The organism is Paeniglutamicibacter gangotriensis Lz1y (genome assembly GCF_000348945.1).
Classification (GTDB): Bacteria; Actinomycetota; Actinomycetes; order Actinomycetales; family Micrococcaceae; genus Paeniglutamicibacter; species Paeniglutamicibacter gangotriensis.
In genome coordinates this window covers 242,570-259,748 of sequence record NZ_AOCK01000006.1, presented here as the reverse complement: position 1 = coordinate 259,748, position 17,179 = coordinate 242,570, and the positions used below count along the sequence as shown (strand labels likewise).

The window sequence follows — 17,179 nt, the reverse complement described above, 5'->3', positions numbered from 1 at the left end:
GAGTACGGCAAATGGGAGTTGGTGCGCACCTGCCTCTACGAGGGTGGCGGACAGAAGTACTGGATGCGCCGGCGCATCATGCGGGTCAAACCGACCCTTGACATCCGCGCCTGAGCACCGCCGCGTCCCGACCCACGAGCGGTATCGACAGGCGGCCGCGAGCTGCAACGTCCTGGCCAGGGGCCGTGCCCGGTCAAAACCTGGCGAGGTAGGCAGGCTCGCTGGACACCGCGGCGGGATTACCGTCCAGGAGGTTGCTGACCTGCAGCGAGATGTACCGACCGATGCGTTCCCCGGCTTCGAGGGGATCGACTGTCGAAACGGCATCAAGAAGTGATTCCAGGGTCTCATGCACCTGTGCGCGGGCGGCACGCTCCGGAATGCCCCACCCAATGCCCTCGTTGACGAGATGTTCCACGGTCACTGCTGGCTGGTATGAGACGCCGTTGATGCTCAGGGCAAGGTTTTGCTGTCCATTCGGGGCCAACGCCAGGGCCGTGACATCGTATAGCGGCGCCAATCCCACCTTGCCGTCCCGGAAGTGAAGGATGGAGAAGTTCTTCGCATGGGCATCAGTGTTTCCGATTGCTGCATTGAAGGTGGCATAAGAGAGTAGCCGATGCCGATCTCCATGGCTGGACGAGAGCTTCCGTACCGTCGGAAGGAGTCCCGCGACATGGGTGAGATTTGCCCTGTGGTCCACGGCTTCGAACTTGGCGTCTCCGTCCCACGGGAGATTAAGGGCCTGCGCCGAATCCTCCTGGTGCAGACGCTCAATCTCGCTGGCACCCAGGATGATTCTGTCGTACCGCTCCACAACCAGCGCGGTGCGGGATCCAAAATGCATGACAGCCGCCGTGAATTCCAACAGCCCGAGCTTTCGCCCAAGCGACAGGCAGTATGCCTCCCAGTGCGCGCCCCACTCTTCGCCGACCGCAACCGGCTTGACGATATGGGTCGAAGTGGCACCAGCTTTGGTGATGTGCCACTTCCCCTCAAGGAGTGCCAGCGTGGCCTTCGGCTGGACGCCAGGTAGCGACCCGCCTCCGCCGACAGCACCCATGGCGTAGTCGGCGGTCCGATTGAGGAGCTGTTCAATATCAGTTTCACTGGCGGGAATGTGCACTGCTTTGGGGCCGGGATTTGCTCCGACATTGACGGCACCGGGCAGGTCCCACCCGGCGTAGCCAAGCATGCCGAAGACATCGGTGCTGTCCACGCCGGCCTGCTTGGCCAAGTTGGTTCGACCGCGTCCCTCGGGTAACAGTCCACCAAAGAAATTCGTTGATTGTTCCGCCTGCGACGGCACGGCCGAGAATGGAAGGCTCGCAGAAAGGATCGTGGAGCCCACGCCGTACAAATCCAGCGCGTCTTCATTGGCGCAAAAGACGACCGAGGAGGATCCAACACGTTCAAGGTGGCCGATGGTTGCACCGAACAAGTGCACCTGGAGATTCTCAGTCATGTGCCACCGTCCTGAAACTGAGCTCGATCCCCACCTGGTCAAGGACTTCAAAGAGTTTGGGGCCCAAGTTCTTCGGCTTGCCGGTTTCAATCTCCGAAATGTAGCGCTGGGTCACCCCTAGTGCCTCGGCCAATTGGGTTTGTGTCAGCCCATGCTGGATCCTTGCCGCGAGCAGCGCCCTACCCAGGTCTGCGGTGGAACTTATTTTTCCGTGCACGGTACTCCAATTACGAATAGTGGACAGAAACTAGTTTATTACCTAAATGTAATAAGTCAAGGGGTATCCGCTATCCGTAATAAGGGGTTCCGAAACCAGGGTCTCGCAAGAGGCTCCCCGCCTACTCATTGAGCGGGCCCAGCAGCCAGGAAGCCACCGTGGAGTGCGCCGATTCGGCATCCGAGGGGTGGTAGAGGCTGGCCAGCGCATCGCGATAAAGCCGTTCGAGCTCCGAACCGCGGAAGTACTGCCCGCCTCCGGAGACCTTCGCGGCGATGTCGATGCAGGAGCGGGCCGCGTCCCCGGCCGCGGTGCGCAGCGTCACCAGCCGCGGGAACCAGGAGCCCCCGTGATCCACCAGGTCATCTAAGTCTCGGGTGGTCATCCGCAGCAAGGCATCGAGGCGCAGGATCTCCAACCCGGCATCGGCAACCTGCCAGCGGATATCCGGGTCCTGGTCATAGGTTCGCCCGGCGTGCTTCAAGGACTTGCGCTTGGTGGGGTTCACCGCGGCCAGCTGCATCCCACGCTCGGCCAATCCCACATACACCGAGGCGGTCAGCGACAGGAACGAGGCGAAGATCCCGAAGACCAAGGCATCGGCCACGGGGCCGACGGCTAACTTCGTATGGATGTCTTCGGCCGGCACCCGCGCATCACGCAGGATGGTCGAGTTCGACTGCGTGGCCCGCATCCCCAGGGTGTTCCAGTTGTCCGGGATCTCGATGCCCTCGGTATCCCGCTGCAGGAAACCGTGGACCAGTTGCCCCGCCTCGGTGCTCTCATCCTTACCGAACACGCCCAAACGGGTCCAGACCGGGGCCAGCGAGGTAAAGACCTTCACGCCGGTGAAGGCGTAGGAACCATCGGGTGCCGGCACAGCGCGGGTGACCGAATCGAAGAGGACTTCGTCGTTTCCGCCTTCGGATACCCCGAAGCCCATGACCTCCCCGGCCTCTACCCAGTCCAGGACCCGGGCCAGACGGCCATCCCCGCGGGCGGCGAGCAATGTCGCCACGCCGGTCCAGACCAGGTGCATATTCACGGCCAGCGCCGTGGCCGGCGCGTAGGAGCCCAATACGCGCTGGGCCGCGGTCATCGACTCCATGCCCCAGCCCAGACCGCCCCGGGACTCCGGAAGCATGGCGCGCAGATAGCCGGCCTCTTTCAGTTCTGCGAAGTCCTCGGTGCAGAAGGTGTTTTGTTCGTCGTATCCCGGTGCCCGTGCCCTGAATCGTTCGAGCATCTCGGTGCCGAGCACCTCGTGGATGGTTTTCACGTGTGTGTACTTCGCTTCCTGCGGTGGGGATGATTCCGGTGGCGGGCGCATGCGCCCGCAGGTGGTTAGTAGGTGCTCAGCAGGTCGTGCAGGACCCGGGTGCCAAATTTCAGCGAATCCACCGGGACCCGTTCGTCGACCCCGTGGAACATGCCGGTGAAGTCCAGATCCGCCGGTAGGCGCAGCGGTGCGAACCCATAACCGGTGATGCCCAAGGTGGCCAGCGACTTGTTATCCGTCCCGCCAGAGAGCATGTAGGGCAACACTTCTGCCTCGGGGTCCTCGCGCTTGAGCGAGGCGACCATGGAGTCCACGAGGTTTCCGGCGAACGGGACCTCCAGTGCGCGGTCCAGGTGCAGCGCGGAGAGCTGGACGTCGGGCCCGGCCAGGACCCGCAGCGTTTCCATCACTGCTTCTTGCTGCCCAGGCAGGGTTCGCACATCCAGCAGTGCCTCGGCGGCCCCGGGGATCACGTTGTGCTTGTAGCCCGCCGAGAGCACCGTGGGGTTGGCGGTGTTCTGCAAGGTGGCCCCGACAAAACGGGCGACGTTGCCCAGCTCCGCCAGCAGCACCTGCGGGTTGTTATCGGTGAACTCGATGCCCGTCATCTCGGAGACTCCCTCCAAGAACGCCCGGGTGGTGTCGGTGTAGGTAATCGGCCAGTCATGCTCGCCGATGCGGCTGATGGCCGCGGCCAGCCGGGTTACCGCGTTCTGCTCGTTGATCTGTGAGCCATGCCCGGCGCGGCCCGCGGCGGTGAGCTTGAGCCAGGCGATGCCCTTCTCGGCGGTCTGCAGCAGATATGCACGTTTGCCGTCGATGGTCGCGGAGAACCCGCCGACCTCGCTGATGGCCTCGGTGGCGCCCTCGAAGAGCTCGGGGTGGTGCTCGACCATCCACCGCGCCCCATAGTCTCCTCCGGCTTCCTCATCGGCGAAGAACGCGAAGATCAGGTCGCGACGTGGGCGCGTGCCGGTGCGCTGCAGCTGACGCAGGACCGCCAGCATCATCGCATCCATGTCCTTCATGTCCACCGCGCCGCGGCCCCAGATCATCGAGTCTTTGAGCTCGGCGCCAAAGGGGTCCATGGACCATTCGTCCTTGAACGCCGGCACCACATCCAGATGGCCGTGGACGATCAGGGCCGGCAGGGACTTATCGGTTCCTTCGATGCGGGCCACGACGTTGGCGCGGCCCTGGGCGGATTCGAGCACCGTGGTCTCGAGCCCGACCTCGGAGATCAGCCCGGCCACGTATTCGGCGGCCTGGCGCTCCCCCGCACCCTCGTTGTTGCCGTAGTTGGTGGTGTCAATCCGGATCAGGGCCTGGCAAAGGCCGGCGACCTCGTCCTCGGCCAGAAGAATGGGCTGGCTGTTCTGCGTGGCTGACATGGGGGAATCCTTCATTTCGCCGGGACTGGACCAAGTCCTTCCACCCTATCGAGCCAAGTGCTTGCGGCGCGAGGGGCGGGCGCAGGCCAAAGCGATCGGGTACGAGAAAACCCCCGGCCAGATTTTCATCCGACCGGGGGTTTGTCTGTGCGAAGGAGGGGACTTGAACCCCCACCCACTTGCGTGGACTAGCACCTCAAGCTAGCGCGTCTACCATTCCGCCACCCTCGCTGGTGGCCGCTGCACCGTCTCAAAGTTCGTGAAGAACTTTATTTCCGTTGTCCGCGGCGAGATAAGACTCTAGCACGGGTTTGGGGCGCACATCAATTCGGGCGCTCCCCCATCGAAAAACCTGTGTTTACAAGGGGTTTTCCGCTTCCCAGGGGCAAAATCCCGACTCAGTGAAGTTGATTGTGAGCAGCATCATATTCCGGGGCTGGGCCGCCTGCTTCGCGGCCGTCTCGCCGGAGGCTGCCTCAGGCTTTTGTCGGTGCGTAGGATGAAGGGGTTCGCCGATTCTCCCGATAGGCTCCGGCCCGGAATTCAGGTGGACACCACCATCCCCTCCCTCTCCTTGACAGGCGGCCCGAACAGCGATGTCCGATCCCACGCTTCGCCCCAGGCGCATCGCCATGATCTCCCTGCACACCTCACCGCTGGAACAGCCCGGCTCCGGGGACGCCGGTGGAATGAACGTGTACATTCGCCATCTGGCCCTCGCCCTTGCCGCCGACGGAACTCAGGTGGACGTCTATGTCCGGGCCGCAGAGATGGACCGGGCCACCGAGATGGCTCCCGGGGTCATCTGCCACGAGGTGCAGGCGGGCCCTGTAGGTCAGCTGAGTAAGGATGAGCTTGCCGAGCACCTGGGGCAGTCCGCTGCGGCGATCGCCGCCTACGCCTCGCATCTGGCCCCGTACGACGTCATCCACTCGCACTACTGGCTCTCCGGGCTCGTGGGGCTGGAGTTATCCCGGGGCTGGGGAATCCCGCTGGTGCACACCATGCACACCATGGGCAAGGTCAAGAAGATCTCCGCGCAAAGCGAGGAATCGGCGGCTCGTATCCGCGGGGAAATGCTGCTGTGCACGGACGCGGACCGACTCACCGCCAACACCCCGGCCGAGGCTGATGAGCTGATCCACCTCTACGGTGCGGATCCACAGCGCCTGGATATCGTGGAACCGGGGGTGGATCTGACCACCTTTCACCCCGGCGTGTGTGAGCGCCGCGAAAGTGGACCCAACGCACTGCGTGTGCTGTTTGCCGGGCGCATCCAAAAACTCAAGGGCCCACAGATCCTGGTGCGGGCGTTGGGTGTCCTGGCCCGTGAGCGGCCGGATCTTGATGTGAAGCTCTCGGTCATCGGGGCGCGCTCGGGGTCCAAGGAATTGAACTTGCAGAAGCTGGTGGAAGCCGAGGAGGTGGAGCACCTGGTGCGTTTCAGCCTGCCGATGCCCGCCGAGCACCTAGCCAAGGCATTCCGCTGTGCGGACGTGGTGGCAGTCCCGTCGTACAGCGAGTCCTTCGGTCTGGTCGCTCTGGAGGCCCAGGCCTGCGGCACCCCGGTGCTGGCGAGGCGCGTAGGAGGGCTGCCTCACGCGGTTCGTGACGGGGAGACGGGCATTCTGGTCGACGGGCCGGATCCCGCTACATGGGCGGTGGCGTTGGCGAAACTTGCCGTCGATGAGCCGCTGCGCACCGAACTTGGCACCAGTGCCGCAGCATTTGCCTCAGATCACGGCTGGGAAAAAACCGCCGCTGCTGCGCTGGATTCCTACAGCCGGGCCATGTCCGAAACGGCCACCCGCCCCACGGATCCCGCCTCCAAGTAGTTTGCTCGCTCGCCCTGGGCAGTTCTTGCTGAACGGCCCAGGAAGCAGACTGCCCCGCAACTACCTTTCTACGGCACACCAACAGGGGTGTATGCCGCATCGGCCACCACCGTTTCGAGCCCTTCCAAACGGTTCTTCAATTCGGGCTCTTCAAGGGGGAACTTGCCACAACTGCGTAGCCGCCGACTCGTAGTTGGCCCGGGTGTGGTCCGTAGGGTCTTCTGGCTCAGCGCCACCGGGACTCTATCGTCCAGCCCGACCGCACCAGGCGGACCCGCGTGCAGCGCGCAACCGCGAGATTCTCGCCCCTCCCTTCGGAATACCCTTAACGACGCACCATGGAGGGGCCACGGTTTTGAGCATTCTGGAGCGAGAGACTTCCTGGTTACATACAAGCTCTTACGCGTCATCGTGAACGTTCCACCCTTTTTGTGTCGGTGCACTATGGAAGTATTCAGTAGACCACCTGACTAAGAGGAGAAAATTGGAAACGCAACTCCCTCTGAGGATATTAGAAGCTGTTAGGTTACTTCACCGATTGGGCTATCGCGGGTTGCGGATTCTCCCCGGCTTGAACGCCTCCGGCACCGCCTGGAGAATCGTGATCTTTAACGTTACTGAGTGGAATGCCGATGATGAGTTTGGCGCTGCATTCGAGGCGTCAGAGTCTTGTCTATATTCAACCGCCGCGGACAATATATTCAATGACTCAGTCCAATTTCCGGTTGACGTGAGCCATGTGGAAGTTGCCGAAGCCGTACTTGAAGCTATGCCTTCGCTCCAGCGCCGCTCGTTAGCGGAAACGGGGAACAGTGATTACGTGGGCTGGTACGCACAATTGATGAGCCAGGTTCATCAATTATCAGACCTGCCTGTGGCCTATGCCGATTGGTACGACCCGCCAGACGGGTGGGAACTTGGAACGGATATGAATTGCGAACGCTTATTCCCTAAACCGCCCCATTACACCCCCGATGTCCCCAGCTCGGACAGTCGCGGGGGCAGCGACGAGCACTATGTGTTGGGCCTGTGTGAGGAAGTAGCTGGCGCGCCTTGTGTCAAGCAGAAGACGTTCGACTGGCTCGTGGGCTTGCCATCGAAGAAAACAGGGTCCCGTAGGCCGCTGCCAGTCGACGGCTACTGGGAGAAGCTACGTCTCGTCGTCGAATATCACGAGAAGCAACATTCGGAACCAGTCCCGTTCTTCGACAACAAGGTCACCGCCTCAGGCCTGCTGCGCGGAGAGCAGCGCAAGATCCATGACCAACGAAAAGCAGACCTCATCCCGGCCCAAGGTCTTTCATTGCTCGTCATTGACTACCGCGCGTTCGAGCACCGGAAGGGGAAAATTGTTCGTGTACCTAACCAGGATCGTCTGGTTATTGGAAAAATGATTGAAGACGTCTTACGGTAGTGGACTTTCGCACTTTTGGAGGCTGACTCGGCTCTGCTCCCGCGGACGTAATCCACCGAATGTCCTGTTGATTTGCGGCCTATTTTCCCTACCTTGGACGCGCCCAATGAGCGTATGGAAGCGCGCAAATGCCATATTTTCATGTTGACGAAAGAAGCACCCATGAAACCCAGTGCCCCAACCCCGTTCCCCTGCATGATCCGCGACTCCGTCATCGTCAGACGGTGCCGCCGCGGAACAGCAACCTGCCGCTGCTCTGACGGGAAACGACTCCATGAATCCACCGTCCTCAGCTAGTCGGCCGGAGGCCGTGGCAAGACCCTGATGCTGAAACTGGAGCAATTTGAGCCGGTCTGCATCGCCGAGGACCGTAGAACGCGGGTAATCCGGCGCCAAGGGCGACCGCCTGCCAACCGCGACAGCATTCTCCAAGGCCACGTTGGTTGAAGACTGGGCCATCATGGAGGCCGAGAGCCGGGGCGCCACCATCGAACGACAGTTCCATGTCCAAAACGCCCTGTGGCACAGGGGGGAACAAGACCGAGCAGGTCCGCTTAGTGACCGTGTGCGACACCTAGGGCGTCGAGCCGGAGGGCTAGTTCTTCACCACCGACATCATCGCCAGCGGAGTCGAAGTGAACTCGCGCTACGCCGTCTGGTGGGTAATCGAAGTGACCTTCAGATACCAATCAGGATCCCGGCGGTCAGGTTCCGCAGTCGCGGAAGCGGTAGGGACACGGATGGGTATGGAGACTACCAGGTGGCTTCAAGAGGTCACCTGGTAGTGGTATTTGCAGGCGCACCCCCGGCTGGCGGAGACGAATCGTCCGACCCCAGTTCCGATCCAAGACGACCACCGGCTTTCTCGACTCCTTGGCAGCGATACGCCGGGAGATTTGGTCCCATCGAATATCCGAAGCTTCCCGATCGGAGGCCGAATCCACGTAAATATCCCACACTTCATCGACACGCAGGCCTGCGTGACATGAACAAACCCGAAAATGCGAAAGCACGCCAGGGGCTTCACCTGATAAAGAAAATCAGCCCGAGCCGTGAGGCGAGCGGACTGATCATGATGTGACGAGCATATCGGAATTCCAGCCGCTGGATAAGCGGAATCGCACCAGCACAGGCACGAGCTGCGTCATCAGGTTCGGCGGCGGGTGGGATCTTGCTTAGTCCTCGCTACTGATCGTTGATGATCGATGCGATGCTATAGGGCCTCTGGATAGCGGGCGAACGGTTCGGGTCTGTCATGCAAGACCCGAACCGTTGCCTCCCCATCGACCAGAATCCGCGGGATCTACTCCCCGGAAGCGGAGGTCCGGGGCGCCACGGTGATCGATCCGCTGAAGTGCGGCTTTCCGCTGCGGGCGCCCCAGCCGCTGAAGGACATGCCATCAGCCTTGTCCTCGAAGGCCACATCGACGCTCGACGGCAGGAACGCCGGGGTCGCGAACTCAATCTCCCAGTCGTAGCCGGTGCTCTGTGGGGTGGCGCCGGCCAGTGCCCGTCCGGCCATGTACATCCCGTGCGCGATCGCCCGCTGCAGGCCCAAGGCCTTGGCCGAGAACGCCGAGAGGTGGATGGGGTTGTAGTCCCCCATCACCGCGGCGTAGGCCCGGCCGGTGTCGGCAGCCAATTTCCAGGACCCGGTGCGGGCCGGGGCAACGAACGGTGTCCTGGCCTCGGTCTGGCTTCCGGGCTTAGACCCGAGCCATACCCCGCGGGCCAGGTAGGTCGAGACCCCGCGCCAGAGAACCCGGGTTCCGTCGGTGACCTCGACGATGACATCGACGGCGGTGCCGGCCCGGTGACCACGCATCGACTCGGCCCAGGCGATGGCGCCCAGCGTTGCATCCACCGGGATCGAGGCCACGTGGTTAACCTGGTTGGACAGGTGCACCATGCCCAGCAGGGGCAGCGGGAAATCGTCGCGCACCATCACCGACATCGCCAACGGGAACACCAGCCCGTGAACAAAGACGCTGGGCAGCGTATCGCGCACGGTGTCCCCCATCAGCCGCTGGTAGGCCACCAGCTTGGCCGGATCCACCGGAACGTGGGCCAGCTGGTGCTCAACGTGGGGCAGGTCCAAGGCCTCGCGCTTGGCATCGGGCAGCATCTGGCGCAGCCTGGCCCCGGTGGCCTTGGCGTAGAGCGAGCCGAGCGACGGTGCGGCATCCAGGACGACCCTGGTGCGGGCGATCATGCCCCCACCAACGACTGTCCGCACACCCGCAGGGTGCGCCCGTTGATACCGGCTGCGGCGTCGGAGGCCAGGAAGCCGATGGCTTCGGCGACGTCGACCGGCAGCCCGCCCTGCATCAGCGAGGGCATGAGCATACGCGCCACGGTGCGGGTAGCCACCGGGATCTTCGCCGTCATCTCGGTCTCGATGAAGCCCGGGGCAACGGCGTTGATGCCCCCGCCGGCGGCGGCGAAGGACGCGGCCGAGGCCCGGACCATCCCGATGACCCCGCCCTTGGAGGCGGCGTAGTTGGTCTGTCCGCGGTTCCCGGCAATGCCGGAGGTGGAGGCCAGCGACACGATGCGCAGCCCGGGCAGCTCCGCGGCCAGGAACGCCTCATTCATGGCCAGCTGCGAGGAGATGTTCACCGCGATCACCGAGTCCCAGCGTCGCGCATCCATGTTCGCCAGCAACTTATCGCGGGTGATTCCCGCATTGTGGATCACGATGTCCAAGGACCCGTGGCGTGCCACCGCGTGCTCGATGATTTTCGCACCGGCATCGGGTCGTGTGACATCCACCTGCAGAGCCGTGCCGGAGACCTTGTTGGCAACCTTGGCCAACGCATCCCCGGCGCCCGGGACATCGACCACCACCACGGTGGCTCCGTCGCGGTGCAGCGTCTGCGCGATGGCCGCACCGATGCCGCGTGCGGCGCCGGTGACCACTGCCACCTTGCCCGCCAGCGGCTGGGAGAAGTCCGCCGGCAGGGTGCCGTCGGCCGAATCCACGCTCAGGAACTGCCCGTCGACGTAGGCGCTGCGGCCCGAGAAGAAGAAGTGCAAGGCGGCGAGGGCCGAAGGTGCGCTCGGTGAAACGCCGTGGCCCAGCACGATGCCGTTGGCCGTGGCCCCGCCACGCAATTCGCGGCCCACCGAGCGCATGGCGCCGTCGATGCCCTGGCGCACCGCTGCCACTGCTGGGGCATCGGTATCCAGGGCCTCACGGCTGAGGGACACCACGCGGCCACCGGGGGCCAGCTGGCGCAAGGCAGCTCCTGCCGCCAACATCGGGGCGGAAAGCTCAGCGGGTGCCTCGAGCTCATCAAGCATCAGCACGATGCCGCCGAGCCGGTTGACGCCCACGGCATGCCGGCGCACATCCAGTCCCCAGCCCAGCAGGGTGTCGGCGAGTTGCTGCGCGGACGAGGAATCCCCGAGCAGCAGTACCGGTCCGGGCAGCAGCGCTTCGCCCGGCGCGTAGCGGCGCAGGATCGAGGGGCGCGGCAGCCCCAGGGAGGTGGCCAGCTTCTTGGTGAGGCCGGAGTTCACGAGTTCTAGGTACTTGTCGGCCATGTTTATCGTGCTTCCAGGATCGCGACGACGCCTTGGCCGCCGGCGGCGCACACGGAGATGAGTCCGCGTCCGGACCCCTTTTCATGCAGCATCTTGGCCAGTGTTGCCACGAGGCGTCCGCCGGTGGCGGCAAAGGGGTGACCGGCTGCCAGCGAGGAGCCGTTGACGTTGAGCTTGGAACGGTCGATGGCACCGAGCGGAGCCTCGAGTCCCAGCTTGTTCTTGCAGAATTCCGGATCATCCCAGGCGGCCAGAGTGGAGAGTACGGTGCCGGCGAAGGCCTCGTGGATCTCGTAGAAGTCGAAATCCTGCAAGGTGAGATTGTTGCGCTTCAGCATCCGGGCCACCGCGTAGGCAGGTGCCATCAGCAGGCCATCGGCCCCGTGCACGAAGTCCACAGCTGCTGCCTCGAAGTCCACGAAGTTGGCCAGCATCGGCAGGTCGTGTTCCCGAGCGTAGTCCTCGGAGCCCAGCAGCACCGCGGAGGCACCGTCGGTCAGCGGGGTGGAGTTGCCGGCGGTCATGGTGGCCTCGGCACCCAGGTTCTTGCCGAAGGCCGGCTTGAGCGACGCGAGTTTCTCGATGGTGGAGTCGGCACGCAGGTTGGTGTCCTTCGAGACCCCGGCGAACGGGGTGATCAGGTCATCGAAGAAGTTCCGCTCATAGGCGGCGGCCAGGTTCTTGTGGCTGGCCAGGGCGAGCTCGTCCTGGGCTTCGCGGGAAATCTTCCAGGCCTTGGTGGTGATCGCCTGGTGATCGCCCATCGACAGACCGGTACGCGGTTCCCCGGTGCCCGGGGCGTTGGGTGCCAGGTCGCGGGGCCGGATCCGGGAGATCGCCTTGAGCTTGGGGCTGGTGCTCCGGGCGCGGGAGAGGTCCATCAGCACCGAGCGCAGGCCTTCGGAGACCGCGATGGGCGCATCTGAGGTGGTGTCCACGCCGCCGCCGATGGCCGAGTCGATCTGGCCCAGTTTGATCTTGTTGGCCAGTGAGCCGATGGCTTCCATGCCGGTGGCGCAGGCCATCTGCACATCGTACGCGGGAGTCTGGGCGCTCAACGAGGTGCCCAGCACCGATTCGCGCACCAGGTTGAAGTCCTTGGAGTGCTTGAGCACCGCACCGGCGGCCACACCACCGAGGCGCTGGCCCTGCAGGCCGAAGCGGGCGACCAGCCCGTCGAGGGCGGCGGTGAGCATGTCCTGATTGCTGGCCTTGGAGTACGGGCCGTTGGAACGGGCGAAGGGGATGCGGTTACCGCCGATGACCACGGCGGGGCGTATGGGCTGTTGGGTGTCGGACATGCCGGTGCTCTCCTGCTGTTGATGTGAGATCAGTTACTGATACCCAGCGTACCTGATACGCTGGGTATCGTGAACATCCAGCCAGCCGCCGACACCCGGGGCACCCAGCAGCAAGCCGCAGGCGACGGCCGATCCGCGCGGTGGGACGCCCACCGCGCCAGCCGACGCCTCGAATTGCTCAAACTCGCCCGGCACACCATCCACCGTTTGGGTCCCGGCGCCTCCATGGAGGAGATCGCGGCCCAGGCCAACACCTCCAAGTCGGTGTTCTACCGCTACTTCGGCGACAAGGAAGGGCTGCGACAGGCCCTCGGTCAATACGTCATCAGCAATTTCCGCACCCAGGTCCTGTCCGCCGCACGAAGCACCGCGGGGGAAGGTGACGCACTGCACGCCATGGTCCTGGCCTACCTGCAGATGGCAGCAACCTCCCCGAACATCTACTTTTTTGTCACCGCCAACCCGGCCGCGGACCTGCTCACCAACCCCGCCGAGGACCCGAACCTGGAAACCGGCAGCGGGGTCCTGAACGACTTCTTTGACGAACTGACCCGCATGATGCGCACCCGGATGCACAACTACATGGGCATCGGGCCCGGACAGCGGGCCAGCGCCGCGCTGGAATTGTGGCCGCGGGCCTCCATCGGGATGGTCCGTGCCGCCGGGGAACTCTGGCTGCGCGCCTCGGACACGCCCGAACGGCCAGGCATCGAAGAACTTGCCACGTCCATCACCTCGTGGCTCACCCACGGGGTCGCCCCGCAGGCCACCGGATAGGACAGCATCATGAACCAAAGCCCCACCCCACAGACCCAGCAACGCCCCCACCGAAAGGCAGATACTCCAGTGACCACGGAACAACTCTCCACCCAGGCAGCCCACGCCACCATCGATGTAGCAGCCCTCGGCGAACAGCTGCTGGGCCGGTGGACCGATATCCGCAAGGAAGCCCGCGCTCTGGCCGGCTCCGAGGCTTTACGCGGCACCCCCGGACTGAGCATGGACGAGCACCGCGAACGAGTTTTCGCCCAGCTCCAAGAACTGGCCAATATCGGTTCCGTGCACCGCGCCTTCCCAAAGCACCTGGGCGGTGACGACAACCACGGCGGCTCGGTGGCCAGCTTCGAGGAACTGGTCACCGCCGACCCGTCACTGCAGATCAAGGCCGGCGTCCAATGGGGCCTATTTGGTTGCGCAGTACTGCACCTGGGCACCGAAGAGCACCACAACAAGTGGCTGCCGGGCATCATGAACCTGGAAATCCCCGGCGCCTTCGCGATGACCGAGATTGGCCACGGTTCCGACGTCGCCTCCATCGGCACCACTGCCACCTATGACGTTGAGACCCAAGAATTTGTCATCAACACCCCGTTCAAGGCCGCATGGAAGGAATACCTGGGCAACGCCGGGATCCATGGCAAGGCAGCGGTCCTTTTCGCGCAGCTGATCACCGGAGGCGTGAACCACGGCGTGCACGCCTTCTACGTGGACATCCGTGACGAGAACGGCTTCCTGCCGGGGATCGGCGGGGAAGATGACGGGCTCAAGGGCGGTCTCAACGGCATCGACAACGGGCGGTTGCACTTCTCCAACGTGCGCATCCCGCGCACCAACCTGCTCAACCGCTATGGCGATGTCACGGCCGATGGCACCTACTCCTCGCCGATCCACTCCCCCGGAAGACGCTTCTTCACCATGCTCGGCACCCTGGTCCAGGGCCGCGTCTCGCTGGACGGCGCCGCCACCGCCGCCTCCAAGATGGCCCTGCAGATCGCGGTGACCTACGGCAACCAACGCCGTCAGTTCAACGCCTCCTCGGACACACAAGAGGAAAACATCATGGACTACCAGCGCCACCAGCGCCGGTTGCTGCCCCGCCTGGCCCGCACCTACGCTGCATCCTTCGCGCACGAAGAGCTGCTGGAAAAGTTCGATGGCGTGTTCTCCGGAGCTACCGACACCGACGCTGACCGCCAAGATCTCGAGACGCTGGCCGCGGCCCTCAAGCCGTTGAGCACCTGGGACGCATTGGACACCCTGCAGGAGGCCCGCGAGGCATGCGGCGGCGCCGGATTCATCGCCGAGAACCGTTTCACCGCCCTGCGCGCCGACCTGGATGTCTATGTCACCTTCGAGGGCGACAACAACGTGCTGCTGCAGCTGGTGGGCAAACGGCTGCTGACCGACTACGGCCAGGAGTTTCGCAAGCTCGATGCCGGGGTGCTGGCCCGCTACGTCGTCAAGCAGGCCGAAAACGTGGCCCTGCACCGCACCGGGCTGCGCTCGGTGGCCCAGGCCTTCGCCGATACCGGCGATGAGCGCAAGAGCGCGAACTTCTTCAAGGACGAGGACAACCAGCGCGCCCTGCTCACTGACCGGATTAACACCTTGGTCGCCGAAATCGCCGACGCCCTGCGCGGGGTCGACACCAAGGATCGAGCCGCCTCGGCAGCGGCCTTCAATGAGAAGCAGGACGCGCTGATCTCCGCGGCCCGCGCCCACGGAGAACTGCTGCGTTGGGAGGCCTTCACCACGGCCCTGGGCAAGACCTCCGACGCCGGGACCCGCACGGTGCTCACCTGGCTGCGCGATGTCTACGCGCTGACCCTGATCGAGGAGAACCTCGACTGGTACCTGATGAACGGGCGCCTGTCGATGCAGCGGGCCCGCACGCTCACCGGCTACATCAACATCCTGCTGGCCCGCCTGCGCCCGCACGCCCAGGACCTGGTCGACGCCTTTGGCTACGGCCCGGAGCACCTGCGTGCGAAGATCGCCGACGGTGGCGAGAAGGAACGCCAGGACGAGGCCGCGGAGCACTACCGCCGGTTGCGTGCCAGCGCCGATGCTCCGATCGATGAAAAGGTGCTGATCGCCCGCGAAAAGGCGGCCAAAAAGTTGGCCCAGCAGAGCGCCAGGAAGTAGCAGTCCCCCGCCGACATTCCGGAGGGTTGCACCACCTGATTAAGTGCGGTGTGCAGGTCGGCAGGTCACTGCCATGACCTGCACACCGCGCTTTTTGGCTCAGTGCTCCCGCGCCTCACCGACGACGCGCTGGAGGAAATCCCGGGATCCGGGACCGGCAAGCTCCTCGTATCCCGGCGCCCGCCCGGACACCGCCAGCAGCAGGGCGATCGCCGGGCCACGGACCGCCGGTCCTGCCCCACATTCGAAGTCCGTGTCGGTGGCCACCAGCTTGAACCCGGCCGCAAGCTCCTTGCCGCCGCCCATCTTGGTGCTGGTGCGCACCTGGTAGTCCAGCCCCTGGGCGACAAAGGCTGCAGGGTACCCACCGCGCATGCCCAACGGCCGGCGGATATCCTCCCCATGCACAAACGCCTCCACCAGGCGCGTGGCCAGTGCTGCTGGTGGGGTGCTGGTGAGCCGGGCGACGTCGCGGAATCCCTGCAGGGTCTCAAGCGGTTCCGCGCGCCGTGCCCTTTCCACACCCCTGTCGTTGTCCTTGTCGAAATCGAAGCCCGCGGAAACCATGCCCCGGATGAAACCCAGCCGTGTGGTCGTGGCACTGTCGCTCAGATGCGCCAGAACATCGTGGATGTCCCAGCCCGGACACAGCGAACCGATGTCCCATTGTGCCGCTGGCAGCGCTTCCAGATCCCGGGCCAGGGCCTCGCGCTCTTCGTGCACCACCGCCCAGATGGCGGCCTTGGAGTCCTTGTTCATGCGTCTAGCCAAACAGCACCTGGACCGGATTGGCAAGATGTCAGGCGCATCGGTGCACGGCTCATGGTGCGTGGTGGCACAAACCTCCTGATGGGCCCGTCATGGGGTGGTCCCGGGGTTCAGTCGGCCCCGCCCGTCGCATAGAGTTAAGCTAACGCGGCTAATGAAAGGGCAACGCTCCCCCCATGAAGAAGAACTCATTTTTTGCACGACTGTTCCGTATCGGAAGGTCCAATGCCAACGCCGCATTGGACGCACTGGAAGACCCACAGAAGATGCTGGACCAGAGCGTCCGCGAATATACCGATAACATCGCCCAGGCCGAGACCGCAGTGGCCCAGACCATCGGCAACCTGCGCATGCTTGAAGATGATTACAAGACCGCGGTCAACGACGCCCGGGAGTGGGGTGTCAAGGCCTTGGCCGCCTCCAACAAGGCCGAAGAGTACGCAGCTGCCGGTGACGGTGCCAACGCGGAGAAGTTCAACAAGCTGGCCACCATGGCGATCCAGCGTCAAATGACCAGCGAAAAGAAGGCTGCCAGCGCCGAGCCGAACATCGCCTCGCAGCGCAAGGTCGTCGAGCAGCTCAAGTCCGGGCTGAACACCATGTCCACCAAACGCCAGGAGCTGGTCTCCAAGCGCGATGAATTGGTGGCTCGTGCCCGCAATGCCAAGACGCAGAGCCAGATGATGGACGCCGTCAAGGCCCTGGACATGAGCGATCCGACCTCGGAGATCGGCCGTTTCGAGGCCAAGATCCGTACCGACGAGGCCCGGGTGCGCGGTGCATCCGAGCTTGCGGCTTCCTCCCTCGACGCTCAGTTCGCTTCCCTTGAGGATCTGGGTGAGGCCACCGAGATTGAGGCCCGTCTGGCGGCCATGAAGAGCGAAAGCAATGTCTTGGACCAGGCTCCTACTGCCGCTCAGATCGAGGACGCCCCGTCGGAATCCGAGATCGAGGCCCGTCTGGCAGCTTTGAAGGGCGAAAACCAGGGCTAGGTTTGCCTCGGGTCGTGGCGCTCCTGCCACGACCCGGATGCTGGAA

General features: G+C 64.0%; 14 protein-coding genes and 1 tRNA gene. 6 read left to right on the top strand and 9 right to left on the bottom strand.

The features are described 5' to 3' along the window. The coding region (locus ADIAG_RS22160) for a DUF5703 family protein (RefSeq protein ID WP_235045903.1) at positions 1-114 on the top strand (114 nt) is incomplete at its 5' end. 79 nt (positions 115-193) lie between these two features. Here ADIAG_RS22160 and ADIAG_RS12000 read toward each other — a convergent pair. From ADIAG_RS12000 to ADIAG_RS11980, 5 genes are all read right to left on the bottom strand, one after another. After that, positions 194-1,465, bottom strand: a complete 1,272-nt coding sequence (locus ADIAG_RS12000) for a type II toxin-antitoxin system HipA family toxin (protein ID WP_007271648.1) — start codon at positions 1,463-1,465, stop codon at positions 194-196. Then, positions 1,458-1,682: a helix-turn-helix transcriptional regulator gene (locus ADIAG_RS20930; protein ID WP_007271647.1), complete on the bottom strand. Its 225-nt coding sequence runs from the start codon at positions 1,680-1,682 to the stop codon at positions 1,458-1,460. Before ADIAG_RS20930 ends, ADIAG_RS12000 begins: the two co-directional genes overlap by 8 nt. 121 nt (positions 1,683-1,803) lie before the next feature. After that, a complete protein-coding gene (locus ADIAG_RS11990; protein WP_007271646.1) occupies positions 1,804-3,012 on the bottom strand; it encodes an acyl-CoA dehydrogenase family protein in 1,209 nt (402 codons plus the stop codon). Positions 3,013-3,026: 14 nt separating this feature from the next. Beyond that, positions 3,027-4,352 (bottom strand): M20/M25/M40 family metallo-hydrolase, encoded by a 1,326-nt coding sequence (locus tag ADIAG_RS11985; protein WP_007271645.1) that lies wholly within the window; start codon positions 4,350-4,352, stop codon positions 3,027-3,029. 148 nt (positions 4,353-4,500) lie between these two features. Beyond that, positions 4,501-4,583 (bottom strand) — tRNA-Leu (locus ADIAG_RS11980). A gap of 365 nt (positions 4,584-4,948) precedes the next feature. Between ADIAG_RS11980 and ADIAG_RS11975 the strand changes: the two genes are divergently transcribed. After that, positions 4,949-6,187 carry a glycosyltransferase gene (locus ADIAG_RS11975; protein ID WP_007271644.1) on the top strand — a complete coding sequence of 413 codons (1,239 nt, stop codon included), beginning with the start codon at positions 4,949-4,951 and terminating at the stop codon, positions 6,185-6,187. 601 nt (positions 6,188-6,788) lie between these two features. Beyond that, positions 6,789-7,601 (top strand): hypothetical protein, encoded by an 813-nt coding sequence (locus ADIAG_RS21880; RefSeq protein WP_200859392.1) that lies wholly within the window; start codon positions 6,789-6,791, stop codon positions 7,599-7,601. 1,303 nt (positions 7,602-8,904) lie between these two features. On the opposite strand, the gene ADIAG_RS11965 is transcribed toward ADIAG_RS21880, so the two are convergent. Genes ADIAG_RS11965 through ADIAG_RS11955 form a run of 3 tightly spaced genes read right to left on the bottom strand, consistent with a single transcriptional unit; the run spans position 8,905 to position 12,448 of the window. Beyond that, positions 8,905-9,813 carry a MaoC family dehydratase gene (locus ADIAG_RS11965; protein WP_007271641.1) on the bottom strand — a complete coding sequence of 303 codons (909 nt, stop codon included), beginning with the start codon at positions 9,811-9,813 and terminating at the stop codon, positions 8,905-8,907. Beyond that, entirely contained in the window at positions 9,810-11,147 is a 1,338-nt protein-coding gene (locus ADIAG_RS11960) for a 3-oxoacyl-ACP reductase (protein WP_007271640.1), read from the bottom strand. Before ADIAG_RS11960 ends, ADIAG_RS11965 begins: the two co-directional genes overlap by 4 nt. 2 nt (positions 11,148-11,149) lie before the next feature. Then, positions 11,150-12,448, bottom strand: a complete 1,299-nt coding sequence (locus ADIAG_RS11955) for an acetyl-CoA C-acetyltransferase (RefSeq protein ID WP_007271639.1) — start codon at positions 12,446-12,448, stop codon at positions 11,150-11,152. Between the two features lie 69 nt (positions 12,449-12,517). On the opposite strand from ADIAG_RS11955, the gene ADIAG_RS11950 reads away from it, so the two are divergent. Both ADIAG_RS11950 and ADIAG_RS11945 read left to right on the top strand, forming a co-directional pair. Then, entirely contained in the window at positions 12,518-13,225 is a 708-nt protein-coding gene (locus tag ADIAG_RS11950) for a TetR/AcrR family transcriptional regulator (protein ID WP_007271638.1), read from the top strand. Between the two features lie 9 nt (positions 13,226-13,234). Continuing rightward, on the top strand, positions 13,235-15,373 hold the full coding sequence (locus ADIAG_RS11945; protein ID WP_007271637.1) for an acyl-CoA dehydrogenase family protein: 2,139 nt from the start codon (positions 13,235-13,237) through the stop codon (positions 15,371-15,373). Positions 15,374-15,472: 99 nt separating this feature from the next. Here the strand turns inward: ADIAG_RS11945 and ADIAG_RS11940 are convergent, their stop codons facing one another. Further along, positions 15,473-16,132: a maleylpyruvate isomerase family mycothiol-dependent enzyme gene (locus tag ADIAG_RS11940; protein WP_007271636.1), complete on the bottom strand. Its 660-nt coding sequence runs from the start codon at positions 16,130-16,132 to the stop codon at positions 15,473-15,475. A 185-nt stretch (positions 16,133-16,317) separates the two neighbouring features. On the opposite strand from ADIAG_RS11940, the gene ADIAG_RS11935 reads away from it, so the two are divergent. Continuing rightward, positions 16,318-17,133: a PspA/IM30 family protein gene (locus tag ADIAG_RS11935; RefSeq protein WP_007271635.1), complete on the top strand. Its 816-nt coding sequence runs from the start codon at positions 16,318-16,320 to the stop codon at positions 17,131-17,133. Positions 17,134-17,179 lie beyond the last annotated feature (46 nt).